The following is a 24,575-nucleotide window of genomic DNA, read 5'->3' on the forward strand; positions in this document are numbered from 1 at the left end:
GGGCGAGCGCCTCAGTCGCTCTTAGTGCGGATGGCGCTCAGTGGCGTAGGGATTGGGCTCGGCCGGGTCCGGGCGCAGGGTGTAGCGCTTGTAGGTCCATTGGTACTGCGCCGGGTCGCGCCGCGCCACCCGTTCCACGCCTGCGTTGAGCGCGGTGGCCGCGCGCAGCGGGTCGGCATCGGCGATGTCCGGCGGCGCCGGTTGCACGTGCAGGGCGAACTCCAGGTCGTTGCCGACGCGCTCGCACCAGGCGAACAGCACGGTCGCGCCGGTGCGCTCGGCCAGGCGGTTGACTAGGGTCATGGTCAGCGCCGGCACGCCGAAGAACGGTGCGAACACGCCGTCGCCGGCCTTGGGCTGCTGGTCGGGCAGGATGCCGACCGCGCCGCCGTCCTTTAGCGTCTTGAACAACTGCCGCACCGCCGGACCCTCGGCGCGTACCTGGCGCACCCGCTCGCCGCTGCGCACCAACTGCAGGAAGGCATCGCCCACGGCCGACTCCGGCGCGCGGTAGACGATGGCGATGTCGCCGCGCGAGGCCAGCCACTGGTTGAGCAACTCCCAGTTGCCGAAATGCGGTGCGGCCACGATCACTCCGCGGCCGGCGGCCAGCGCCGCGTCGTACAGCTCCTGCCCGTGGCGCAGGCGCAGCCGCGCCAGGTTCTGCTCCGGCGGCCGGGTCCACAGCGCCAGGGTCTCGAACGCCTGCCGTGCGGTCGAGCGCAGCACGTCGCGCTGCAGCGCCACGCGCTCGCTGGGCAGCAGCTCCGGATAGGCCAGCTCCAGGTTGCGCCGAACCACCCGGCTCTCGCGCGCATCCAGGCGCAGCCACAGCCCGGCCAAGCCGTCGGCCAGGCGGCGCAGCCACGGCCACGGCAGGCGCGCCACGGCGGCGGCGCAGCGATACAGCAGGGAAGCGAGCGTCGCGGGTTTCATCGGCCCAGTTTATCCGCTCGGCGCATCTGGCCTGCCCGACGGGTGTCGCGGATCGCGCCGCCTGCGTGCCTTATCGCTTTCTCAATCTCGCCCATTCGGCGATGATGCGGCACGATCGCAACCGTTCGTCGCGGTGCGGACAGTAACGAATCCCCAATCCCCAATCCCAACCCCGCCCTATGCTCTCGCTGATCCAACGCGTCACCCAGGCCTCGGTCAGCGTCGATGGCGAGGTCGTGGGCCAGATCGGGCCCGGTCTGTTGGCGCTGGTGGCGGTGGAGCCGGGCGACGACGAGGCCAAGTTGCAACGTATGGCCGAGCGCCTGCTCGGCTACCGGGTGTTCTCCGACGACAGCGGGCGCATGAACCGCTCGTTGCGCGACACCGGCGGCGGCCTGCTGCTGGTCAGTCAGTTCACCCTGGCCGCCGACACGCGCTCGGGGATGCGGCCCAGTTTCACCACCGCGGCGCCGCCGGCCGAGGCTGAACGCGGCTTCAATCGACTGGTGGAGGTGTGCCGCGCGCAGCACCCGCCAGGGGTGGAAACCGGCCGCTTCGGTGCCCATATGGTCGTCAGCCTGGTCAACGACGGCCCGGTCACTTTCCTGCTCCGGCCGTAGACGCCGGCGCGTTCCTGGCGGAGCCGTTCAGGCTCCTCGTCCGGCAAGCGGCGGTCCGGGCTGTTATAATGCTAGGTTCACTCATTCACCTACCTGCCGGTGGCGCGAGCACTCATGGCCAACGAACGTCCTGCCCAGCAATCCGACATCAAGCAACTGATCAGCAAGGGCCTGGAACAGGGCTATCTGACCTACGCGGAAGTCAACGACCATCTTCCCGACGATCTGGTCGACCCCGAACAGATCGAAGACATCATCGGCATGATCAACGGCATGGGCATCGATGTCCATGAAGTTGCGCCCGATGCCGAAACCCTGTTGCTCAACGACGGCAACACCGGCAACCGCGAAGTCGACGACACCGCGGCCGAAGAAGCCGCCGCGGCGCTGACCGCGCTCGACACCGAGGGTGGTCGCACCACCGACCCGGTGCGCATGTACATGCGCGAGATGGGCACAGTAGAACTGCTGACCCGTGAAGGCGAGATCGCCATCGCCAAGCGCATCGAGGAAGGTCTCGGCCAGGTGCAGGCCGCGCTGGGGGCGTTCCCGCTGGCGGTGGAGACCCTGCTCGAGGACTACGAACAGCACAAGGAAGGCAAGAAGCGCCTGGCCGAGATCGTGGTCGGCTTCAACGACCTGATCGAGGAAGAGCCGGCCCCGCCGGTCGCGGTGTCCGACGACGACAGCGCCACCGATGCCGATGCCGACGAGGATGACGACGAAGACGTCGACACCGCCGAAGAGGATGCCGGCCCGACCGGTCCGGATCCGGCCGAGGTCGCGCGGCGCATGGAAGTGCTGGCCACCGAATACGCCAAGTTCAAGAAGGCCCACGCCAAGAACGGCGCCGAGCACAAGCTGGTCACCAAGCTGCGCAACGACATTGCCGAGGTGTTCGTCACCCTGAAGCTGCCGCTGCCGCTGACCGACGTGCTGGTGCGCAAGCTGCGCGACACCATGGCCCAGGTCAAGGACCACGAGCGCCGCGTGCTGCACCTGGCCACCCACGTGGCACGCATGCCGCGCAAGGACTTCATCCGTTCCTGGGAAGGCAACCAGACCAACGTGGCCTGGGTCGACGACGCGCTCAAGCGCAAGCAGAAGTGGTCGTCGGCGCTGCGCGACGTCAAGGACCAGATCATCGCCGAGCAGGAAGCCACCGTGGCGGTGGAGCAGGCCACCTACCTGAGCCTGGCCGAGCTGAAGGAAATCAGCCGCGCCATGGCCTACGGCGAAGCCAAGGCGCGCAAGGCCAAGAAGGAAATGGTCGAGGCCAACCTGCGCCTGGTGATCTCGATCGCCAAGAAGTACACCAACCGCGGCCTGCAGTTCCTTGACCTGATCCAGGAAGGCAACATCGGCCTGATGAAGGCGGTGGACAAGTTCGAGTACCGCCGCGGCTACAAGTTCTCGACCTACGCCACCTGGTGGATCCGCCAGGCGATCACCCGCTCGATCGCCGACCAGGCGCGCACCATCCGCATCCCGGTGCACATGATCGAGACGATCAACAAGTTGAACCGTATTTCCCGGCAGATGCTCCAGCAGTACGGCCGCGAGGCCACCCCGGAGGAGCTGGCCAAGGAAATGGACATGCCCGAGGACAAGATCCGCAAGGTGATGAAGATCGCCAAGGAGCCGATCTCGATGGAAACCCCGATCGGCGACGACGAGGATTCGCATCTGGGCGACTTCATCGAGGACACCAACGTGGAGTCCCCGATCGAGAACACCACCAACATCAACCTGTCCGAGACCGTGCGCGACGTGCTCGCCGGGCTGACCCCGCGCGAAGCCAAGGTGCTGCGCATGCGCTTCGGCATCGACATGAACACCGACCACACCCTCGAGGAAGTCGGCAAGCAGTTCGACGTGACCCGCGAGCGCATCCGCCAGATAGAGGCCAAGGCGCTGCGCAAGCTGCGTCACCCGAGCCGTTCGGAACAGCTGCGCAGCTTCCTCGATATCGATTGATCGAGCGCGGTTCGCGGCAACGAAAAAGCCCCGCCATGTGCGGGGCTTTTTCGTGGGTGAGGAGTCGGTGGCGTTGCGCAGGGTTGCAGTCCATGCCGCAGCCATGCGCTGTCATGTCAGCAGCCAGCCAAGCCTTGTGGGAGCGACTCACTCGCGACGGGCATTCCTAGTGAAGCCTCGTCGCGACTGAAGTCGCTCCCACAGTGCATCTCCGCGCTATTCGCCTACGCGAACGCCTTGCTGCCGCGCATCACCGCCAGCACGTCGTGGCAGGCGCCCATGGTGTGGTAGTCGGTCTTGCCGGCCGGGCTCTTCTCGTCGCTGTAGCTGCGGTTGTCGCGGCTGAGGATGCGGAACCAGGCGCCGTAGCGGTGGTCGACCAGGTGCTCCCAGGAGTACGCCCACAGCGTGTCGTAGGCGGCGCGATACGCCGCATCGCCGGTGGCGGCCAGCAGCCGCGAGGCCGCGGCGATGGCTTCGGCCTGCACCCAGAAGTACTTGTCGTCGTCGCAGAAGTAGGTTGGCGCCGCGGCCACGTCGGGCACGCCGACCACCTGCGCCTGTTCGGTACCGGAAGCGAAGCCGTAGACGATGCCGCCATGCTGCGCGTCCCAGCCGTGCGCCAGGGCGGTGTCGAACAGATGCCGCGCGGTCGGCAGCAGCCACGCCGGCGCGGTGCCGGTGGACGCCTGCAGGTGCCCGTGCAGCAACACCAGCAGCTTGGACCATTCGACCTGGTGGCCGGGCTGGAAACCCCACGGCCGGAACAGGTGCTTGGGGTTGTCGCGGTTGTAGTCCCAGTCCACCTGCCAGTCGGCGTCGTAGTGCTCCCACACCAGGCCGCCGGCCAGCGCCGCCTGGCGGCGGGTGATGTGGTCGGCCAGCAGCAGCGCGCGCTGCAGGTAGCGCGGCTCGGCGCTGGCCTCGTAGGCGGCGATCAGCGCTTCGCACAGGTGCATGTTGGCGTTCTGGCCGCGGTAGCTGGAGAACGTCCACTCCGGGGTGGCCTCGTCGCGGTACAGGCCGGCGGCGGCGTCCCAGTAGCGGGTTTCCAGCAGTTGCCAGGTCTCGTCCATCCACGCGTCGGTGTCCAGGCCGGCCTTCTTCGCGGTGGCGTAGGCCAGCAGCACGAAGGCGGCGCCGTAGGCGTGCTGGGTGCGGTCCTCGGCCACGCCGTCGCGCAGGGTCCACACGTAGCCGCCGCTGGGGGTATCGCGGTGCACCTCGCGCAGGTAGCGCAGGCCGTGGCGCGCGGCGTCCAGGTACTCGGCGGCCAGCGCCGAGTCGGCGAACTCGATCGCCGCCATCGCGTAGTTGAAGACGAAGCGGGTGCTGCTGACCAGGTGGCGATGGCCGGCGTCGTACACGCTGCCGTCGTCGCGGAAGTAGTGGAAGAAGCCGCCCGCCGGGTCGAGCGCGCGCGGGTGGTAGAAGGCCATGGTGTCGGCAATGTGCGCGCGCAGGACGGCGGCGTCGGCGAAGTCGGGCAGGGGCGTGGCGGGCAGGTTCATGCGGTTGACTGGCGAGCTGGGGGAGGGAAGGGAAGACAGCGGCGCACGGCGGCAGCGTGTGCGCCGCCGTGCCGGGAACGGATCAGTGGATCAGTGCATCACGCGCGCGGTCTGCGCGGCGGTGGGCGCGGCTGCCGTCAGGTCCGGCGACAGGCGCGAACCGCGCAGGCCGTACCAGACGATGTAGACGTAGCACAGCAGCGGGACCACGAAGGCATGCTGGATACCGATCGCATCGGCCAGCAGGCCCTGCACCAGCGGCACGATGGCGCCGCCAACGATCGCCATGATCAGCAGGCTCGATGCCTTGCTGGTGAGCACGCCCAGGCGTTCGATGGCCACGGTGAAGATGGTCGGGAACATGACCGAATTGAACAGGCCGATGGCGATCACGCTCCACATCGCCACATGGCCGGTGCTGACCATGGTCACGACCAGCAACAGTGCGGCGATGCCGGCGAACACCGCCAGCAGCTTGCGCGCGGGGATGAACTGCAGCAGCGCGGCGCCAGCGAAGCGGCCGACCATCGCGCCGAACCAGTAGTACGACAGATGGTGCGTGGCGTCGGCTTCGTTGAGGCCGCCGGTGGTGGGGCCGGAGATGTAGTTGATCAGGAAGCTGCCGATCGCCACTTCCGCGCCCACGTACATGAAGATCGCCACCACGCCCCACAACAGGTGCGGGTGGCGCAGCGCGTCGGCGAAGCGGTGATGCGACTCGGCGCCGCTATCCTTGTCCTCCCGCAGCGACGGCACCCGCATGACCAGCATGAACACCGCCAGCAGCAGCAGGCCGCCGGCCAGCATCAGGTAGGGGATTTCCACCGTACGCGCCTGTTCGATGCGGTAGGCGGACAGCTGCGCGGGATTCATCGCCGCGATCTGGTCGGCGCCGAGCACCGCGCCGGCCAGGATCAGCGGGCCGATCAGCCACGGGAACACGGTGGTGCCCAGCGAGTTCAGCGCCTGGGCGAAGTTGAGCCGGCTCGGCGCCTTCTCCGGCGCGCCGATCAGGCTGATGTACGGGTTGGCCGCCACCTGCAGCAGGGTGATGCCGCTGGCCAGCACGAACAGCGCGGTCAGGAACAGTGGGTAGGAGGGCAGGCGCGCGGCCGGGTAGAACATCGCCGCGCCGATCGCCGCCACCACCAGGCCGATGACGATGCTGGCCTTGTAGCCGGTCCGAGACACCACCGCGCCGGCCGGCACCGACATCAGGAAGTAGGCGCCGAAGAAAGTGAACTGGATCAGCATCGACTGCGCGTAGTTCATCTGGAACACGGCTTTCAGATGCGGGATCAACACGTCGTTGAGGCTGGTCAGGCCGCCCCAGGTGAAGAAGATCATGCTGACCACCGCGATGGCGGCGGTGTTGGACAGCGGGCGACGGCTCATGCAGCGACTCCGGGAACGGGCGAGAGGGCGACCCGGCTGCTGGCGCGCAGGCACAGCCGGGCGGGGGCGATGGTAAGCGCAGGCAGGGCCTGGCGGTGGCGCAGTGCGTCCAGCACCAGGCGCGCGGCCTGCATGCCGCGCTCGCGCGGGGCGACGGCGACGGTGGACAGCGGCGGGGTGGCGACGGCGGCCTCGGGAATGTCGTCGAAGCCGATCAGTGCGTAGTCGCGGCCGGCGATGCGGCCACGTTCGGCCAGGCCGCTGGCCAGGCCCAGCGCGACCACGTCGTTGTAGCAGACCAGCGCGGTCGGCAGCGGGTCGCGCGCGCACAGCGCGCCGGCCTGGCGCGCGGCTTCCAGCCGGGTCGGCGCGCATTCGATCAGCCACGCCGGGTCGACCGCGATGCCGGCGGCGGCCAGCGCCTCGCGGTAGCCGGCGCGGCGCTCAGCGCAGGAACTGGACTGGCGGTGGCCGCCGAAGAAGGCGATGGCACGGTGGCCCTGCGCCAGCAGATGTTCGGTGGCCAAGCGCGCGCCGCGGCGGTTGTCCAGCGCCAGCAGCGGCCAGTCGCCGTCCAGCGCGCGGTTGAACAGCAGCACCGGCAGGCGCGGCCCCAGCAGTTGGCGCAGCCGCGCCGCGTCGGTGTTCTCGGTGGGCGAGAGGATCATCGCCGCCGGGTGGTGTTCGATCAGCGAGGCCAGCACGGTCTGCTGGCGCTCCGGCGATTCGCCGGTGCTGCCCATCAGCATCACGTAGCCGGCCTCGGCCAGCGCCGCGTCCACGCCGCCAGCGAACTCGGCGAAGAACGGATTGGCCAGGTCGTTGACCACCAGCGCCACCGCATTGGACGCGCGGCCGCGCAGGCTGGCCGCGCCGCGGTGGTAAACGTAGCCCTGGCGGGCGATCTCCGCCGCCACCCGCGCGCGCGTGTCCGCATGCACCAGCGGGCTGTTGCGCAGCACCAGCGACACGGTCGCCCGCGACACGCCGCAGGCGGCGGCGATGTCGGACACGGTGACGCGTTTGTCGGCGGGAGACGGCGCCACGGCGGATTAGACCGGTTCAAAAGGTCGCTCATCCTGCGCTGTCGTGATTCGATCCGCATTTTGCAGTGCAGCAAGGCATTGCGGTGGCTTTGTGCTATCCGTTTGGATCGATTCGATACGGGGAGCCTGCCATGCGCAGCTCGAGGACGCTGGGCGGCGTTGCCGCACTGCTGCTGGCCGCGCTATGGCCGATCGCGCCCGCCGCCGCTGCAACCGGCGCCACCGCCGGCGAGCGTGCGGTAGCGGCGGTGGACCCCTTCATCGGCACCGGCGGCGAGGGCCACACCTATCCCGGCGCCACCGTGCCGTTCGGCATGGTCCAACTGAGCCCGGACACGCGCATCCAGCCGCGCAAGGACGCCTACGGCTGGGCGGCCGGCTACCGCTACGACGACCGCAGCCTGGTCGGCTTCTCGCATACGCATTTCTCCGGCACCGGCCACTCCGACCTGGGCGACGTGCTGCTGATGCCGATCAGCGGTGCGGTGCGCCTGGAGCGTGGCGACCCGGACACACCCGGCAGCGGCTACAGCGCGCGCTTCCGCCACGACGACGAGCGCGCCGAGCCGGGCTACTACGCGGTGACCCTGGACGACTACAAGGTGCGCGCCGAACTCACCGCCAGCGCCCGCGTCGGCGTGCACCGTTACACCTACCCGGCCGGACAGCCGGCGCACGTGCTGCTGGACCTGCGCACCAGCCTGTACGACTACCCGGGCAAGATCAGTTGGTCGCGGCTGCGCCTGCGCGCCGACGGCACCGTCACCGGCTTCCGCGAGACCCGCGGCTGGGCGCCGGGGCGGCAGCTGTACTTCGCCCTGCGCTTCTCGCAGCCGTTGCGCGGCCATGCCTTCCACAACACCGAGCAGGACATTCCCTACAAGGGCTTCCCGCCGCCGGGCGACAACGACCCCACCCAGCGCGCGCAGATCGAAGGCCGGCAACTGGTGGGATCGTTCGACTTCGGCGACGCCCTGCGCGGGCCGCTGCTGGTCAAGGTGGCGATCTCGCCGGTCAGCGAGGACAGCGCCATCGCCAATCTCGACGCCGAGGTGCCGGGCTGGGATTTCGATGGCGTGCGCCGCGCGGCGCGCGCGCAATGGGCGCAGGCGCTGGGCGCGGTGGAGGTGGACGCGCCGCCTGCGCAACGCACCCAGTTCTACACCGCGCTGTACCACAGCCTGCTCGGCCCGACCCTGTTCATGGACAGCGACGGCCGCTATCGCGGGCCGGACAACGCCGTGCACCAGGCGCAGGGCTACACCCACTATTCGACCTTCTCGCTGTGGGACACCTACCGCGCGCTGCATCCGCTGCTGACCATCGTGCAGCCACCGCAACGCACCAACGACATCGTCAACTCGCTGCTCGCGCACCAGCGCGAAAGCCCCTACGGCGTGCTGCCGGTGTGGGCGTTCCACGGCCTGGAGACCTGGTGCATGATCGGCTACCACGCGGTGCCGGTGATCGCCGACGCGTACATGAAGGGCATCCGCGGCTACGACACCGACGCCGCGCTCAAGGCCATGGTGGCCAGCGCCAACTACGGCCCCTACGACGGCATCGCCCAGTATCGCGAGCTGGGCTACGTGCCGATCGACGAGGAAGGCGAGGCCGCCTCCAAGACCCTGGAATACGCCTTCGACGACTGGACCATCGCGCGCATGGCCAAGGAGATGGGCCGCAGCGAGATCGCCGCCGCCTTCGCCAAGCGCGCCGGCAACTGGCGCAACGCCTTCGATCCGGATACCGGCTTCATGCGCGCGCGCAAGCGCGACGGCAGCTTCCGCACCCCGTTCGATCCGGACGCCAGCGGCTACGGCACCGACTACACCGAAGGCAACGCCTGGCAGTACTCCTGGTACGTGCCGCAGGACGTGGCCGGCCTGGCGCGTGCGCACGGTGGCGACGACAAGCTGCTGGCGCGGCTGGACCAGGTGTTCGACGCCAAGGTCGATCCCAAGGTGTTCGCGCACATGGAGGACATCACCGGGCTGATCGGCTGGTATGCGCACGGCAACGAGCCCAGCCACCACGTCGCCTATCTGTATGCCTATGCCGGGCAGCCGTGGCGCACCCAGGCGCGGCTGCAGCAGATCATGCGCAGCCAGTACGCAGCGCGCCCGGACGGGCTGGCCGGCAACGACGACATGGGACAGATGTCGGCCTGGTACGTGTTCACCGCGCTGGGCTTCTACCCGGTGGCGCCGGCCAGCAACCAGTACATCCTCGGCCGCCCGTTCCTGCCGCGCGCCACCCTGGCGCTGCCCAACGGCAAGCGCTTCACCGTGATCGCCGACGGCCTGGACGACGCGCATCCCTATGTCGGCAGCGTCACCCTCAACGGGCGGCCGCTGAACCGCGCGTTCCTGCGCCACGAGGAACTCATGGCCGGCGGCGAACTGCGCTTCACCCTGCAGGCCACGGCCAACACCGCGTGGGCGGCGGCCGGCGCCGAGCGCGCCTATTCGATGAGCGAGTGAAGGGCGCTCCACCTACTCCAGGAGATGTCCCGAAAGAGCGGCTTCAGCCGAGACGGGGCATTCCCGGTCGAGCTCTGTCGGCTGAAGCCGCCCCCACTGGAGCTTGCGGCGAGCCCGCCCGGTGCACTGTGGGAGGGACTTCCGTCCCGACTGCTGTAGCACTCTTGCATCGGATGGCTTCACTCGTCGCGACTGAAGTCGCTCCCACAGGGGCTTGCGGCGAGCCTGCCGGGTGCGCTGTGGGAGGGACTTCAGTCCCGACGCATTGCGCCATCGGAAAGCACAGCACTTCGCGTGTCGCGGCAGCATGACAGTTAGCTCCCAAAGCGCCAGCGGCATCCGGCTGGGGTGTAGCGGCAGCAAGGTCGGAGAAGCGTTGAAGCCGCGCTGGCGTGAGTCTGAGCATGGATGACGGCTACGGCTACGGCTACGGCTACGGCCACGGCCTCTGCGCCGCGCTGAGGCCTCGTGCGCGACGCAAGCGCGAGCGTCAGCATCGCGTGAATTCGGCATGGCCCGCATTGCGTATGGCGTCGCGCAGCGTGCGCCGCCACACGCTGTCACAGCGCGTCGCATCACATGCACGCGCATTTAATGTCATCCACACATTCCATTTGCGGCGTTCGTGGTCTTGTAGCGCGGCTGCATCGCATCGCGCGGACCGGGTGCGCCGGCGCCGTCGTCATCCCTGGAAGCGCGACCGCGTGCAGGCGCATCCCGTTCCGACGCCCTTGCCATGCGACGGCGCAGTCCGCGCTGCCGGCAACGGCGCGCAGAGGCGACGTGTCCTTCTCATTCGTCGAACGGGATCTTCCGAATGCATGTCTGCCTGCTGTCCCTCTTTCCTCCTCACGATGCGGCCGCGCTGGACACGGCCATGGCGGCGGCACAGGCACAGGGCTGCGATCACATCGTCTTGCCCAATCCGTTCGCACAGGATGCGCAGGGCCGTCTGCACGACCCCGCAGCCGACGACGCGGCGGGCCAGACACAGTTGCGCCACTGGCTGCAGCGGGCCGAGCAGCATGGGCTGCGCGTGCTGCTGGACCTGCGCATCGACGAGATCGGCGGCGGCAGCCGCCTGCTGCAGGAACACCCGCACTGGTTCCGCGCACGCAGCTCGGCGCTGCCGGATCCGCGCGCCGAACGCGCCGCGCCGGACATCGCGGTGGGCCGCTTCGCCTCCGCGGAAGAAGGGGTTGGACTGGCACAGTGGTGGAGCGCGCGGCTGCTCGACTGGGTGCATAGCGGCGTGGCCGGCTTCCGCGTATTGCAGCCGCAGCGCGTGCCGGCGTCGCTGTGGCGCACGCTGATCGACGGGGTCCACGCACATGCGCCGCAGGCGCGGCTGCTGGCGTGGACGCCCGGCTTGGGCCTGGACGCCTTGCGCGGCCTGGCCGGTGCCGGCTTCGATGCCGCGTTCTCCTCGCTGGCCTGGTGGGACGGTCGTGGCGACTGGTTCTTCGACGAGGACAGCGCCCTGCGTGCGCTGGCGCGTTGCGTGGTCGGCACCGTCGATGCCGAGACGGCCTCGGATACGCCGCTGCCCTTGCCGCGCGCACAGCGGCAACGCCTGGCCGCGGCGTTCGGTGGGGCCTGGGCGATCGCCGCGCAGGACACATCGACGGAACACGGGCAGCCCACGCCTACGCAGCACGGATCCTCCGAGAGCGATGCGTCCACGCCGGTCGCATCGCTGCCCGACGCCAACGCGTCGCTGCGCCTGCGCCCACTGCTGCGCGACGGCGCGCTCACCGCGGTGGCGGTGGAGCCGCTGGATGCCGCGCCATGGCTGGTGCTGCTCAACAGCGACCGCGACCACCTACTGCCCGTGCCCGGGCCGGCGCTGCTGCGCCTGCTCGGCGACAGCGAGGGCCTGCTCAGCGACCATGGCGAGCCGATCCATGGCGAGCAGGGCGGCACCCTGGAAGCGGGCGAGGTGCGCATCTATCGCAGCCTGCCGGCGCGCCCGGTACTGACCGCCGCGCGCGCACGCACACCGGCCGAGATCGCCGCCGGCGAGGCGCGGGTGTGCATCGAGGCGGTGACGCCGTCGGTGGATGACGGCCGCTTCCCGGTCAAGCGCACGGTCGGCGATCGCGTGTGCGTGGAAGCCGATGCGTTCTGCGACGGCCACGACCGCATCGCCGTTGCCTTGCTGTGGCGCGCCGCCGATGCGCGGACCTGGTCGAGCGCGCCGATGCGTGCCCTAGGCAACGACCGCTGGCGCGGCGAATTCCCGCTGCAGCGCCTGGGCCGCTACGAGTTCCGCATCGAAGCCTGGCGCGATGTGTACGCCACCACCCATGCCGACCTGGAAAAAAAGCGCGCCGCCGGCACGCTGCTGCCGGTGGACGTGCAGGAGGCGCTGGCCCAGGTCGAGGCGGCGCGTGGGCGCAGCCGCGGCGCGCTGGCGACGCGGCTGAAGGCCATCGCCACCCGTATCGCCCGCACCGACGACCTGGCCGAGAAGGCGCAACTGCTGCTCGAACCCGACACCGCCGAAGCGATGGCGCGCGCCGATGCCAAGCCGTTCCGCGCCGAATACCCGATGACCTTCCGGGTCGAGGCCGAACGCCGCGCGGCGCACTTCGCCAGTTGGTACGAACTGTTCCCGCGCTCGCAGAGCGGCGATCCGCAGCGCCACGGCACCTTCGACGACGTGATCGCGCGGCTGCCGCACATCCAGGCCATGGGCTTCGACGTGCTGTACATGCCGCCGATCCACCCCATCGGCGAGAAGAACCGCAAGGGCCGCAACAACGCCGTGACCGCCGAGCCGGGCGAACCCGGCAGCCCGTATGCGATCGGCTCGGCCGAGGGCGGACATACCGAGGTGCATCCGGAGCTGGGCGGGCTCGAAGGATTCCGCCGCCTGCGCGCAGCCGTGGCTGCGCACGGCCTGGAACTGGCCCTGGACTTCGCCATCCAGTGCGCGCCGGATCATCCGTGGCTGCGCGACCATCCCGACTGGTTCACCTGGCGCGCCGACGGCTCCATCCCGTACGCGGAGAACCCGCCGAAGAAATACCAGGACATCGTCAACGTCGACTTCTACGCCAGCGGCGCGGTGCCGGCGCTGTGGAACGCGCTGCGCGATGCGGTGCTGTTCTGGGTCAACGAAGGCGTCACGCTGTTCCGCGTCGACAACCCGCATACCAAGCCGTTCCCGTTCTGGGAATGGCTGATCGCCGAGGTGCGCGGGCGCCATCCGCAGGTGGTGTTCCTGTCTGAGGCCTTCACCCGGCCCAAGCCGATGTACCGGCTGGCCAAGGTCGGCTTCTCGCAGTCCTACACCTACTTCACCTGGCGCCAGCACAAGGCCGAGCTGCAGGCCTATATCGAGGAACTCAACAGCGGCGCGCCCAGCGAGTGCTTCCGCCCGCACTTCTTCGTCAACACGCCGGACATCAATCCGCTGTTCCTGCAGCACAGCGGGCGCAGCGGGCACTTGATCCGCGCCGCGCTGGCGACCACGCTGTCCGGGTTGTGGGGCATGTACCAGGGCTTCGAGCTGTGCGAGGCCACGCCGCTGCCGGGCAAGGAGGAATACCTCGACTCGGAGAAGTACCAGTTGCGCGTGTGGCCGGAGCGCGCACCGGGCGACATCGTCGAGGAGATCACCCGCTTCAATCTGCTGCGCCGCCAGCATCCGGAGCTGCAGTCGCACCTGGGCACGCGCTTCTACGTCGCGCACAACGAGCAGGTGCTGTACTTCGGCAAGTTCCTCGACGCCGCACACCTGGCGCGCGGACGCAGCCTGGTGCTGGTGGCGGTGAGCCTGGACCCGCATGCGGCGCAGAACGCGCAGATCGAAGTGCCGCTGTGGGAGCTGGGCCTGCCCGACCACGCCAGCGTCGCCGTGCGCGACCTGTGGGACGGCCACGACTTCGCCTGGTACGGCAAGACCCAACACATCCGCCTCGATCCGTCGCGGCCGTTCTCCCTGTGGCGCATCCGCGCCGGAGTTCTTGCATGAATGTCGCCGCGCCGTCGTCCCCCCAACTCGAGCCGCGCGCACCGGCCGGCGATGCGCGCTGGTACAAGGACGCGATCATCTACCAGGTGCACGTCAAGTCGTTCTTCGATTCCAACGACGACGGTATCGGCGACTTCCCCGGCCTGATCTCCAAGCTCGACTACATCGCCGACCTCGGCGTGGACACGATCTGGCTGCTGCCGTTCTATCCCAGCCCGCGCCGCGACGACGGCTACGACATCGCCGAGTACATGGCGGTGCATCCGGACTACGGCAGCATCGCCGACTTCCAGCGCTTCGTGGAGCAGGCGCACGCGCGCGGCATCCGCATCGTCACCGAGCTGGTGATCAACCACACTTCCGACCAGCATCCCTGGTTCCAGCGTGCGCGCATGGCCCCGGCCGGCTCGCCGGAGCGTGCGTTCTACGTGTGGTCGGACAGCGACCAGGACTACGCCGGCACCCGCATCATCTTCTGCGACACCGAGAAGTCCAACTGGACCTGGGACCCGGAAGCCGGCCAATACTTCTGGCACCGCTTCTACTCGCACCAGCCGGACCTGAACTTCGACAACCCTGCCGTGCTGGAAGCGGTGCTGGAAGTGATGCGCTTCTGGCTGGACCTGGGCGTGGACGGACTGCGCCTGGACGCGGTGCCGTACCTGATCGAACGCGACGGTACTTCCAACGAGAACCTGCCCGAGACCCACGCCATCCTGCGCCGCATCCGCGCCACGCTCGATGCCGAATACCCCGACCGCATGCTGCTGGCCGAGGCCAACATGTGGCCGGAAGACACCCAGCAGTACTTCGGCGAGAACGCCGACGAATGCCACATGGCGTTCCACTTCCCGCTGATGCCGCGCATGTACATGGCGATCGCGCGCGAGGACCGCTTCCCGATCACCGACATCATGCGCCAGACCCCGGAGATCCCGGAGAGCTGCCAGTGGGCGATCTTCCTGCGTAACCACGACGAGCTGACCCTGGAGATGGTCACCGACTCCGAGCGCGACTACCTGTGGCAGACCTATGCCGCCGACCGTCGCGCGCGCATCAACCTGGGCATCCGCCGGCGCCTGGCGCCGCTGCTGGAGCGCGACCGCCGCCGCATCGAACTGATGACCTCGCTGCTGCTGACCATGCCCGGCACGCCGGTGCTGTACTACGGCGACGAGATCGGCATGGGCGACAACATCCATCTCGGCGACCGCGACGGCGTGCGCACGCCGATGCAATGGTCGATCGACCGCAACGGCGGCTTCTCGCGCGCCGATCCCGCCGCGCTGGTGCTGCCGCCGATCATGGACCCGCTGTACGGCTTCCAGGCAGTCAACGTGGAAGCGCAGCAGCGCGACCAGTACTCGCTGCTGACCTGGACCCGCCGCGTGCTGTCGGTGCGCAAGCGCTACCGCGCCTTCGGCCGCGGTGCGCTGCGGTTCCTCTACCCGGGCAACCGCCGCCTGCTCGCCTACCTGCGCTGTCACGAGGACGAGACCGTGCTGTGCGTGGCCAACCTCTCGCACACGCTGCAGGCGGTGGAGCTGGACCTGTCCGAGTTCGAGGGCCGGGTGCCGGTGGACATCCTCGGCGGCGGCAGCTTCCCGCCGATCGGGCGCCTGACCTACCTGCTGACCGTGCCGGCGTTCGGCTTCTACGCCTTCCAACTGGTCGGCAACGCCACGCTGCCGGACTGGCATGTGCCGGCGCCGGTGCCGCTCCCGGACTACCAGACCCTGGTGCTGCGCAGTGGAACCGACAGCGCCGGCCTGCAGCCGCACCTGGCGACGCTGGAGCGCGACATCCTGCCGACGTGGCTGTCCACGCGGCGCTGGTTCGCAGCCAAGGACCGCGCGCTGCGCAGCGTGTGCATCGCCCGGCGCACGCCGCTGTCCGGCGGCGACGGCCTGACCCTGCTGGAGATCGAGGCGGAACTGGACGATGGCGCCCACGAGCGCTACATCCTGCCGCTGGGCATCGTCTGGGAGCGCGAGCAGCCGAGCGTGCTGGCCGAGCAACTGGCGCTGGCGCGCGTGCGCCACGGTCGCGAGGTCGGCTACCTCACCGACGCCTTCGCGCTGAAGCCCTTCACCCTGAGCATGCTGGCCGCGCTGCGCGACAAGGCGGAGCTGCGCGTGGATGGCGAGGCCGGCGCCGAGGCGACGGCAGAGCGCATCCGCTTCTGCCCGACACCGGCGCTGCAGCGCGTGGACATCCCCGCCGATCCGGAAATCCGCTGGCTGTCGGCGGAGCAGAGCAACAGCTCGCTGATCGTCGGCGACGCGGCGGTGTTCAAGCTGCTGCGGCGCGTGTCGGCCGGCATCAATCCGGAGATCGAGATCGGCGAGCGCCTCACCGCGCTGGGCTATGCCAACGCCGCGCCGCTGCTGGGCCATGTCGCGCGCGTCGAGGCCGACGGCAGCGAGACCACGCTGGCGCTGCTGCAGGGCTTCGTGCGCAACCAGGGCGACGCTTGGCGCTGGACCCTGGATCACCTCGCACGCGGCGCCGAGGAATACGATGCCGCCCAGGACGATGCGGCGCGGCTGGAGAGTGTGGCTGGCTACGACGCCTTCGCCGCCCTGGTCGGCCGGCGCTTGGCCGAACTGCACGCGGTGCTGGCGCAACCCACCGACGCGCCCGCCTTCGCGCCGCAGCCGGTGGACGCGGCCGCCGCGCAGCAGGTGGTGGACGGCGTGGTGCACGAGGTGCAGGCGATGTGGGACACCCTGCTGGCGCATCGCGACGCCAACGACGACCCGGCCGAACACGCCGCGGTGGACAGCCTGCTGGCCGAGCGTGCGCGTTTGGATGCCTGGCTGCAGCAGGCGCCGTCGCTGTTGTCGGGTGCGCTGCTGACCCGCGTGCATGGCGATTTCCACCTCGGCCAGATCCTGGTCGCGTTCGACGACGTGGTGCTGATCGACTTCGAAGGCGAGCCAGCCAAGTCGCTGGACGAACGCCGCGCCAAGGCCAGCCCGCTCCATGACGTGGCCGGTTTCCTGCGCTCGCTCGACTATGCCAGCGAAGTCTCCGCGCGCGGCGAAGAAGGCACCGCGGCGCGTGTGGGCGCGGGTTTGGACACCGCGCAGGAGGCCTACCTGGCCGCGTTCCGCAGCCGCGCCAGCGCCGCGTTCCTGTCGGCCTACCGTGCCGTGCTCGATGCGAGCCCGCATCCGTGGGTGGCGCCGGCTGCGTTCGAGGCCACCACTTTGCTCTTCCTGATCGAGAAGGCCTGCTATGAAATTCGCTACGAGGCCGCCAACCGCCCGGCATGGATCATGGTGCCCATACAGGGACTGTTGCGCATACTCGACCGCTTTCCCGCGCCCCAGGAGTCGATTCGATGAGTGATGCCGTCCACGTCTGGGACGACGCGACGCAACGCGCCTTCGCCACCGCCCGCCACGGCGACCCGTTCGCCGTGCTGGGCGCGCATCGCCTCGGCGAGGCGCGGGTGCTGCGCAGCTACCAGCCGGGCGCCGATGCGGTGCTGGCGGTGCTGGAGGACGGCAGCGAGGTGCCGCTGCAGCAGGGACCGGAAGGCTTCTTCCACGCCGAATTGCCGGGCGAGGGGCGCTACCGCCTGCACATCCGCTGGCCCGGCGGCGAGCAGGACACCGCCGACGCCTACGCCTTCGGCCCACAACTGAGCGACTTCGACCTGCACCTGATCGCCGAAGGCCATCACCTGCACCTGGCCGACGCGCTGGGCGCCAACGTGGTCGAGGTCGACGGCGAACGCGGCACCCGCTTCGCGGTGTGGGCACCGAACGCCTCGCGCGTGGCGGTGATCGGCGACTTCAACAGCTGGGACGCGCGCCGCCACCCGATGCGCCTGCGCCACCAGGCCGGCGTGTGGGAGCTGTTCGTGCCTGGCGTCGACCCCGGCGCCCGCTACAAGTTCGCCCTGCGCGGCCCGCGCGGCGAAGAACTGCCGGCCAAGGCCGACCCGGTCGCGCGCCAGGCGGAACTGGCGCCCGGCACCGCCTCCATCGTCGCCGACCCCACGCCGTTCCAGTGGCGCGACGACGCCTGGATGGACACGCGCGCGCGCCGCCACGCCCCGCAGGCGCCGATCAGCGTGTACGAAGTGCACGCCGGCTCGTGGATGCACGCCGCCGACGGCAGCCTGCTCGATTGGGACGCGCTGGCCGAGCGGCTGATTCCCTACGTCGCCGACATGGGCTTCACCCACATCGAACTGCTGCCGGTCACCGAGCATCCGTTCGGCGGCTCCTGGGGCTACCAGCCGCTGGGCCTGTTCGCGCCCACCGCACGCTTCGGCAGCCCGGACGGCTTCGCCCGCTTCGTCGACCGCTGCCACCGCGAGGACATCGGCGTCATCGTCGACTGGGTGCCGGCGCATTTCCCCACCGACGCGCACGGCCTGGCCCACTTCGACGGCACCGCCCTGTACGAACACGCCGACCCGCGCGAAGGTTTCCACCGCGACTGGAACACCCTCATCTACAACCACGGCCGTCGCGAAGTCTCCGGCTTCCTGATCGCCAGCGCGCTGGAGTTCCTGCAGCGCTACCACGTCGACGGCCTGCGCGTGGACGCCGTCGCCTCCATGCTCTACCGCGACTACAGCCGCAACGCCGGCGAGTGGGTGCCCAACATCCACGGCGGCCGCGAGAACTACGAGAGCATCGCCTTCCTGCGCCGGCTCAACCAGGTGGTGGCCGAGCAGGCGCCCGGCGCCATGACCATCGCCGAAGAATCCACCGCCTGGCCCGGCGTCACCGCCGACCTCGCCCACGGCGGCCTGGGCTTCGACTACAAATGGAACATGGGCTGGATGCACGACAGCCTGCACTACATCGAACTGGACCCGATCTACCGCCGCTACCACCACGGCGAGATGACCTTCAGCATGGTCTACGCGTATTCCGAGCGATTCATGCTGCCCATCTCCCACGACGAAGTGGTGCACGGCAAGCGCTCCCTGCTTGGGCGCATGCCCGGCGACGACTGGCAGCGCTTCGCCAACCTGCGCGCCTACCTCGGCTACATGTACACCCACCCCGGGCGCAAACTGCTGTTCATGGGTTGCGAGATCGCCCAGCCCACCGAGTGGAACCACGACGCCGCACTGCCCTGGCACCTGCTCGACCAACCCAACCACCGCGGCATCCAGCGCCTGGTTCGCGACCTCAACCGCCTCTACGCCGAGCACCCCGCGCTGCACGCCCGCGACGACGAACCCGAAGGTTTCGCCTGGGTCATCGGCGACGACGCCGGCAACAGCCTGTTCGCCTACCTGCGCAAGGCCCGCAGCGGCGACACCCCGCTGCTGGTGGTGGCCAACCTCACCCCGCAGGTGCACCACGGCTACCGCATCGGCGTCCCCCGCGCCGGCCGCTGGCGCGAACTGCTCAACTCCGACAGCGAGATCTACGGCGGCAGCAACACCGGCAACGGCGGCAGCGTGCGCGCCGAGAACGTCGGCGCGCATGGCCATCCGGCGTCGCTGGCGTTGACCATCCCGCCGCTGGCGGTGCTGGTGCTGGGAGTGGAGGACTAGGAGTCGCAGTTGATCGTATGCGGTACGGCGTGGACGTGCGCGGCCATGGTGTCGCGGGCACACGCTATCCTGGTGCCGGCCCGCACCACTTGGCGGGGCAGGGGACGCATGGGAGGGCGCGTGGATGACATCCTGAAGTCGCTGCGAGCAGACGTCGACAACCAGGAAAGCGACGACGGCTACTTTTCGCTGGGCTTCCTGATCGACCAAGAGCATGCCGGCCAGCCGTACAACATCGGGCTCTGCCGGGACGAGATCGAGGATCCCGGGTGCCTCTACATCGAGGCGGACGACCAGATCCATGGATTCGCGACCAGGCGGGCGAGATACGCGTTCAACGGGAACGTACTCGCCATCGAACTGCTGGATGACCACGTGTTCCACTGGACCGGCAGTAAAGTCGTGAAGATCATTGTGCCGGAGGGGCAGGCGCGGCAGGTCGCTGCTTGCGTCGCGAGCATGTTCTCTGGCATTGGGGGCCAGTAGCGGCGCTCGCTGTTTGTGGCTGGCGGAAGGTTGCGGCCCCTGCTGATGGGTGTCAGCACGGCCCGCTACCGTTTTCACGCGTAGGGGTAAGCTGCGTGGGAGCCCCGACGCTCCCGTCCCGGGAAGACAGCGCGCCACGTCGAACTGTAAACTCACGCTGCTTCGGCGCCTCCCCAGCGAGTACGCCAGAGGCGCCAAGCCGGCGGCCGGCGCATCGCCCGCCCGCTCCGGACGCATCCGGGCCTATAGCTCAACGGTTAGAGCAGAGGACTCATAATCCTTTGGTTCCAGGTTCGAATCCTGGTGGGCCCACCATCAGCATGCAAAGGCAATCGCATGCTGTCTGCTCTTCAAGATGAGCGGACGTTGGAAGTGAGCCTGATCTCATTCTTGTAGTGTTGGTGAGGCCGTCGTCTTAGAAGCGCGCGATGTACATGTTTGCCTCGAGATGGCAATGCGAAGCTATGGCGCCGGGTAGATCGAATAGGCGTGGTTTTGCACGGAAGTCGAAGAGACGATAAAGGCGATATTTGTCAGCATCGACTTCCGAGCGCGCCAGTTCGTTGCGGCTGACATGGAATGGAGTCAGGATGCCGAACGCGGTGGTCTTTACCTCGATGAGTCGTTCTCGGCCATCGGTCTCGTAGGAGAGTATGTCGTAGCCTAGGCCATCGCCTTGAGAAGCGGCTATGTGTTCGACCCGATTGGCCAGGCGTTTCTGGCCAGCTGCATGAAGGCGGCGGGTTTCCAACTCTATTACGAATAATTCGCCGGCCCGCCCCAGCGATTGATTCCGCGCTTCTTGTGCCAGGTAGTCGCGTTGGATAGGCGAGAATCTGGGCAGGTAGATAGGTGGTGTCTCTCGTACCCGTGCCGCTGTCGGTGCCGGAACCCATACGGCATCCGTATCCTCTGGGGCGATCATGACGGCAGGCCGCAGCACCGCGGATTGAGCAGCAGCCTGTAGTGCATCGTTCGACTGCGCCTGACCTCCCGCCACGTCGAACAACAGGGTCTGGTAGTTGCCGCGCGGCTTGTAGCCATCGATGTACGGGTAGCCGAGTGCGAGAAGGACTGCGCTGATGTTGCAGTGCTTGAAATCGATGGCGGCTCGATTGCGCCCGTCAAGCCGCTCGGCCAGCGCACGTGCATGGACGGTCTTGCTATACCGCTGGCCGTTCAGTTCGAGCGTGAGCATGTGCAAGTAGTCGGCGACGCAGGCCTCCACTTCTTCATGCGACCAGTCTGTGCCTCGTGCCATATAGCTCCTCTCGCGTGTCACCAGGTTAACTAGCAGAAGTGTGGGGGGGCTAGTCCTGGCAGCGATAGCTCTGTGGGGCGATGTGATGCGGGCAGTAGCGATTGCTAATGGTCTACCAGCAGCATGCAACGGCGACTGCATGTTGTCCGCTCTTGAAAATAGCGGATGTTAGGAGAGAACCCGGCCCGTTCTCGACAGGAGCGGCTGCCTGGCTGAGGCGCTTGTCGCCGTGTTGATCCGTCATTTGCCCCTCAAACGCCTTTGTAGTAACGTAACTACATTCAGCGGATCTAGGAGGTGCCTTATGACCATCACAACGCTATCAAGTCGGGAACTGAATCAGGACGTGACGCGGGCAAAGAAGGCCACCAAGAGCGGCCCGGTGTTCATCACGGACCGCGGCAAGCCTGCGCACGTGCTGTTGAGCTTCGAAGACTATCAACGGCTGACCAGGCAGCGGCGCAACATTGCCGATGCGCTGGCGATGCCGGGCATTGCAGACGTCGAGTTTGAGCCGCCGTGCGTGACGATTGGAGCCCGGCCGGCTGATCTTTCGTGATGTTCGTGCTCGACACCAACGTGCTGTCGGAGTTGCGCAAGGTGCGGCTCGGCAAAGCGGATGCGAATGTGGCGGCGTGGGCGGAAAGCGTCGATGCCGCCGATCTCTTCATCTCGGCCATCACCGTCATGGAGCTGGAGCTGGGCGTTCTTTCGATTGAACGCAAGGACGCTAACCAGGGCGCCATGCTGCGCTCGTGGCTAGAGCAGCACGTACTGCCCGAGTTTTCAGGGCGAACATTGCCGATCGACACCGCTGTGGCGCAACGCTGCGCTCGGTTGCATGTACCCGACAAGCGCGGCGAGCGCGATGCGCTCATCGCGGCGACGGCGTTGGTGCATGGTATGGCGGTGGTTACGCGCAACGTCTCTGATTTCGAGCCTACGGGAGTTTCCATCGTCAATGCGTGGGAGCCGTTGTTGCCATGACCGCTTGTGGATTCATGCGCAAAGGCAATTGGGAAGTTGCCTGCTATGAAGAGACGCGACGGTTAGAAGTAAACCTGACCCCGTTTATTCCTGTCATTTGATGAGGGGGCGTAGCATGGGCTAAGCCCCCCGGTAACTACTTCGCCTTCACGGTTCGATGGTGGTCCACTGGCTTTCAATGTGCTGCGCCATGTCGTCAAGCATCTTCAGGGTCTCGGGCCTCATGGGCTGACCTTGGAAGTACTTTCCGGAAAAAAGGTCAATCAGTTCGAACTGATGCGGCTTGGCTTCAATGCCGTTCTGCGTTAAAACCCAATAGCCGAACTCCAGCGTAAGGCGAGCTTCTTCCGAGTCGCACTGCACGCCCTTCTCATGGAAGTAGATGTAGCGAACCTCGTTACCGTCCATCGCCACAACGTGCGGCGAGAAGCGGACCTCAAGAGTGCGCACATAAGCTTGGTAGCGATGCCCTGTAATAATTTTCAGTCGGCGCTTCGCATGCGGTGAAGCGATGAAGGCTTCCAGCACCCGCAACGAGTTGTTACGGCGTGTTTCCTGGGCAATGCCTTGCAGCTTCCCACGCGCATCGATGATGCCGGGAAAGCCGCGTTTCATTACGTCACGGATACCCGCAAGAGCCTTGGCGTAGTACGGCTGCATGAAAACTTGCGGCGTGCCCTTGGGATATTTCTGGTCGTGCAAGAACCGCATTTGCCGACTTGCGGACATGCGCACGAAACGCGCGAGGTTGCGATCAGAGAGACGGGGTTTCGGTACAACGGGAGAGAGCTTATGGATAGTACTCATGTTGTATGTAGGTCCTTAGCAATCTACGAATGAAAAGAGGTACGACCTAACGGCCGCCCTTCGTTTCCTCATTTCCCGCGCGACTTCGACGGCTTGCGAACAGTACGTTCGGTGACTGTCGTGGTCTTGTGCGCCTTGGCGTATTCCGGCGTGACGTATTTTCCGGTGATCGCGCTGCGGTTCTGAGTGGTCTTCTTGCTAGCCATAACAAGTTCCTCTTAGGTTGTTTGATGAACAGTTGGTATGACTGCCCAACGAAACACCGCCCCCCTGCAAGAGGCGCTAGTGGTCCGTGTCCGGAGAGGTGGGAGACCTACGTAGGTGCTTTACGAAAGTGGGCTATTGCGCCTATACTTCCGCGTCTGCCAGGACGAGCAGCTTGTTGGTGCTCCACCGTCCGAATAGTTGGACAGTTGTTCAGCTTTCTCGATTTCGGTTGTTATCACCTCCATTCTTGCTAGTTGGACCAAACGCCCCGCCACAAGCGGGGCGTTTGTTTTTGGCATTTCGTTGGACTCTAGTCCCATTTTAACAATTTGGCAAGGGACTTAAATTTGGCGGCCACAACATGTTGTGGTGTCTCATCTGGTGAGACTAGATGTTGTGGTTTTGCAAGAACCGCTTGCACGCAAGATGAACGCAAAACCTAGTTTCGCAGGCTAAATTCTTACATTCGGCACAAAATAAGTGTGTTCTGCAGCATCTATCGCGGGTGATTCGAGTTTTAGAGGGTGACTGACCGGCCGGCTTCCCCTCCTCTGACGGCGTTTGTAAGCGGGGTTCTCATGCGCAGCGAGACCCAGGGTCAGGCTGACCTATCCCGTGCCGAAATCCTACAGATGTCTACAGGCATCCTGTTTTTTGCGTTGACAGCTTCTTTTGGGTCGAGCAACTATCTACTCGCTGCGGCAAATTCCGCAGCCGGGTTTGGTCTCCCGAAATCACTTGGCGACTCCCACTCCAATGGAGGACGTCATGTCCGGTAGTGCTGCCGTTCGTTCAAAGACCAAATCCCCTCGCCGCGCCGCCAAGGCACCACCCTGCTGGCTCAAGCTCGAATCCCCCGACCCCTTGGATGCGATTGCCGCCGAACCGCTGCCTGGCGCGTCGGCGCCGCCGTTGTGTTCCGATGCTGACAAGGACCCAGTGCCCAGGCGCTCGGTCCCGCGCCGGCCCACGCAATGCACCATCGGCTATCGCTACTACGATGTGGACCGCAATGGCATGCGGGTCGGGCGGCAGGTGCCCAGCCTGCGCTTGCATGGCCTGTGGCTGGAAGGCCTGGGCTTCGCGGTGGGCGGCAAGGTGCGCATCACGATGGCCAATGGCGCCCTGCTGATCACGGCTGTGCAGGTGGCGCCGCCGCCCGCGGCGAAGGCGCGACGCACGTCCAGGGTGACACCGTAGCCGCTCGGTTCTGGCAGTGGCATTGCTGGGGTGGCCGGCTCTTGCCGAATCGCTCGAGGGGCGGCGGCGGCGCGGTGCTGGCCGCGTCGTCACTACACGCCGTCCCCTTTGACGGAGTAGCCTCCTCGTACGGCGTACATCGCCGTCCCC

17 protein-coding genes and 1 tRNA gene are annotated in these 24,575 nt (G+C 67.3%); 11 read left to right on the forward strand and 7 right to left on the reverse strand.

What is annotated here, in order from left to right:
- Positions 1 to 21: 21 nt before the first annotated feature.
- Positions 22 to 936: a lauroyl acyltransferase gene (locus ACHWVH_RS15330; RefSeq protein WP_209249270.1), complete on the reverse strand. Its 915-nt coding sequence runs from the start codon at positions 934 to 936 to the stop codon at positions 22 to 24.
- A gap of 179 nt (positions 937 to 1,115) precedes the next feature.
- Between ACHWVH_RS15330 and dtd the strand changes: the two genes are divergently transcribed.
- Together dtd and rpoD are read left to right on the forward strand one after the other, a co-directional pair.
- Positions 1,116 to 1,556 carry a D-aminoacyl-tRNA deacylase gene (gene dtd / locus ACHWVH_RS15335; RefSeq protein ID WP_017911891.1) on the forward strand — a complete coding sequence of 147 codons (441 nt, stop codon included), beginning with the start codon at positions 1,116 to 1,118 and terminating at the stop codon, positions 1,554 to 1,556.
- 114 nt (positions 1,557 to 1,670) lie between these two features.
- Positions 1,671 to 3,533 (forward strand): RNA polymerase sigma factor RpoD, encoded by a 1,863-nt coding sequence (gene rpoD, locus ACHWVH_RS15340; protein WP_010340704.1) that lies wholly within the window; start codon positions 1,671 to 1,673, stop codon positions 3,531 to 3,533.
- A 224-nt stretch (positions 3,534 to 3,757) separates the two neighbouring features.
- Here the strand turns inward: rpoD and ACHWVH_RS15345 are convergent, their stop codons facing one another.
- From ACHWVH_RS15345 to ACHWVH_RS15355, 3 genes are all read right to left on the reverse strand, one after another.
- Complete coding sequence (locus tag ACHWVH_RS15345) at positions 3,758 to 5,044, reverse strand: AGE family epimerase/isomerase (RefSeq protein WP_267084211.1); 1,287 nt, start codon at positions 5,042 to 5,044, stop codon at positions 3,758 to 3,760.
- A 90-nt stretch (positions 5,045 to 5,134) separates the two neighbouring features.
- A complete protein-coding gene (locus ACHWVH_RS15350; protein WP_267084210.1) occupies positions 5,135 to 6,439 on the reverse strand; it encodes a sugar MFS transporter in 1,305 nt (434 codons plus the stop codon).
- Positions 6,436 to 7,485: a LacI family DNA-binding transcriptional regulator gene (locus ACHWVH_RS15355; protein ID WP_150410424.1), complete on the reverse strand. Its 1,050-nt coding sequence runs from the start codon at positions 7,483 to 7,485 to the stop codon at positions 6,436 to 6,438. Before ACHWVH_RS15355 ends, ACHWVH_RS15350 begins: the two co-directional genes overlap by 4 nt.
- A gap of 131 nt (positions 7,486 to 7,616) precedes the next feature.
- On the opposite strand from ACHWVH_RS15355, the gene ACHWVH_RS15360 reads away from it, so the two are divergent.
- From ACHWVH_RS15360 to ACHWVH_RS15385, 6 genes are all read left to right on the forward strand, one after another.
- Positions 7,617 to 9,968, forward strand: coding sequence for a GH92 family glycosyl hydrolase (locus ACHWVH_RS15360; RefSeq protein WP_394687493.1), 2,352 nt, complete (start codon positions 7,617 to 7,619; stop codon positions 9,966 to 9,968).
- 817 nt (positions 9,969 to 10,785) lie between these two features.
- Positions 10,786 to 13,947, forward strand: coding sequence for a maltotransferase domain-containing protein (locus tag ACHWVH_RS15365; RefSeq protein WP_394687494.1), 3,162 nt, complete (start codon positions 10,786 to 10,788; stop codon positions 13,945 to 13,947).
- Entirely contained in the window at positions 13,944 to 17,297 is a 3,354-nt protein-coding gene (gene treS, locus ACHWVH_RS15370) for a maltose alpha-D-glucosyltransferase (protein WP_394687495.1), read from the forward strand. Before ACHWVH_RS15365 ends, treS begins: the two co-directional genes overlap by 4 nt.
- On the forward strand, positions 17,294 to 19,477 hold the full coding sequence (gene glgB, locus ACHWVH_RS15375) for a 1,4-alpha-glucan branching protein GlgB (RefSeq protein WP_394687496.1): 2,184 nt from the start codon (positions 17,294 to 17,296) through the stop codon (positions 19,475 to 19,477). The genes treS and glgB overlap by 4 nt, the downstream gene beginning before the upstream one ends.
- 120 nt (positions 19,478 to 19,597) lie before the next feature.
- Entirely contained in the window at positions 19,598 to 19,963 is a 366-nt protein-coding gene (locus ACHWVH_RS15380) for a hypothetical protein (RefSeq protein WP_295964083.1), read from the forward strand.
- 239 nt (positions 19,964 to 20,202) lie between these two features.
- Positions 20,203 to 20,278: transfer RNA gene (locus ACHWVH_RS15385), tRNA-Ile, on the forward strand.
- Positions 20,279 to 20,378: 100 nt separating this feature from the next.
- Here the strand turns inward: ACHWVH_RS15385 and ACHWVH_RS15390 are convergent.
- Complete coding sequence (locus ACHWVH_RS15390; protein WP_394687497.1) at positions 20,379 to 21,161, reverse strand: DUF3883 domain-containing protein; 783 nt, start codon at positions 21,159 to 21,161, stop codon at positions 20,379 to 20,381.
- 367 nt (positions 21,162 to 21,528) lie between these two features.
- Here ACHWVH_RS15390 and ACHWVH_RS15395 point away from each other — a divergent pair, with 367 nt between their 5' ends.
- Complete coding sequence (locus tag ACHWVH_RS15395; RefSeq protein WP_394687498.1) at positions 21,529 to 21,783, forward strand: type II toxin-antitoxin system Phd/YefM family antitoxin; 255 nt, start codon at positions 21,529 to 21,531, stop codon at positions 21,781 to 21,783.
- Positions 21,783 to 22,211: a type II toxin-antitoxin system VapC family toxin gene (locus ACHWVH_RS15400; RefSeq protein ID WP_394687499.1), complete on the forward strand. Its 429-nt coding sequence runs from the start codon at positions 21,783 to 21,785 to the stop codon at positions 22,209 to 22,211. The genes ACHWVH_RS15395 and ACHWVH_RS15400 overlap by 1 nt, the downstream gene beginning before the upstream one ends.
- Positions 22,212 to 22,358: 147 nt before the next feature.
- Here the strand turns inward: ACHWVH_RS15400 and ACHWVH_RS15405 are convergent, their stop codons facing one another.
- Positions 22,359 to 23,018 carry a hypothetical protein gene (locus ACHWVH_RS15405; RefSeq protein ID WP_152240097.1) on the reverse strand — a complete coding sequence of 220 codons (660 nt, stop codon included), beginning with the start codon at positions 23,016 to 23,018 and terminating at the stop codon, positions 22,359 to 22,361.
- 68 nt (positions 23,019 to 23,086) lie between these two features.
- Positions 23,087 to 23,224: a hypothetical protein gene (locus tag ACHWVH_RS15410; protein WP_193314234.1), complete on the reverse strand. Its 138-nt coding sequence runs from the start codon at positions 23,222 to 23,224 to the stop codon at positions 23,087 to 23,089.
- 769 nt (positions 23,225 to 23,993) lie between these two features.
- On the opposite strand from ACHWVH_RS15410, the gene ACHWVH_RS15415 reads away from it, so the two are divergent.
- Positions 23,994 to 24,425, forward strand: coding sequence for a SymE family type I addiction module toxin (locus ACHWVH_RS15415; RefSeq protein WP_295942343.1), 432 nt, complete (start codon positions 23,994 to 23,996; stop codon positions 24,423 to 24,425).
- The last annotated feature ends 150 nt before the right edge of the window (positions 24,426 to 24,575 follow it).

The organism is uncultured Xanthomonas sp. (genome assembly GCF_964278005.1).
In the GTDB taxonomy this organism is placed as follows: domain Bacteria; phylum Pseudomonadota; class Gammaproteobacteria; order Xanthomonadales; family Xanthomonadaceae; genus Xanthomonas_A; species Xanthomonas_A sontii.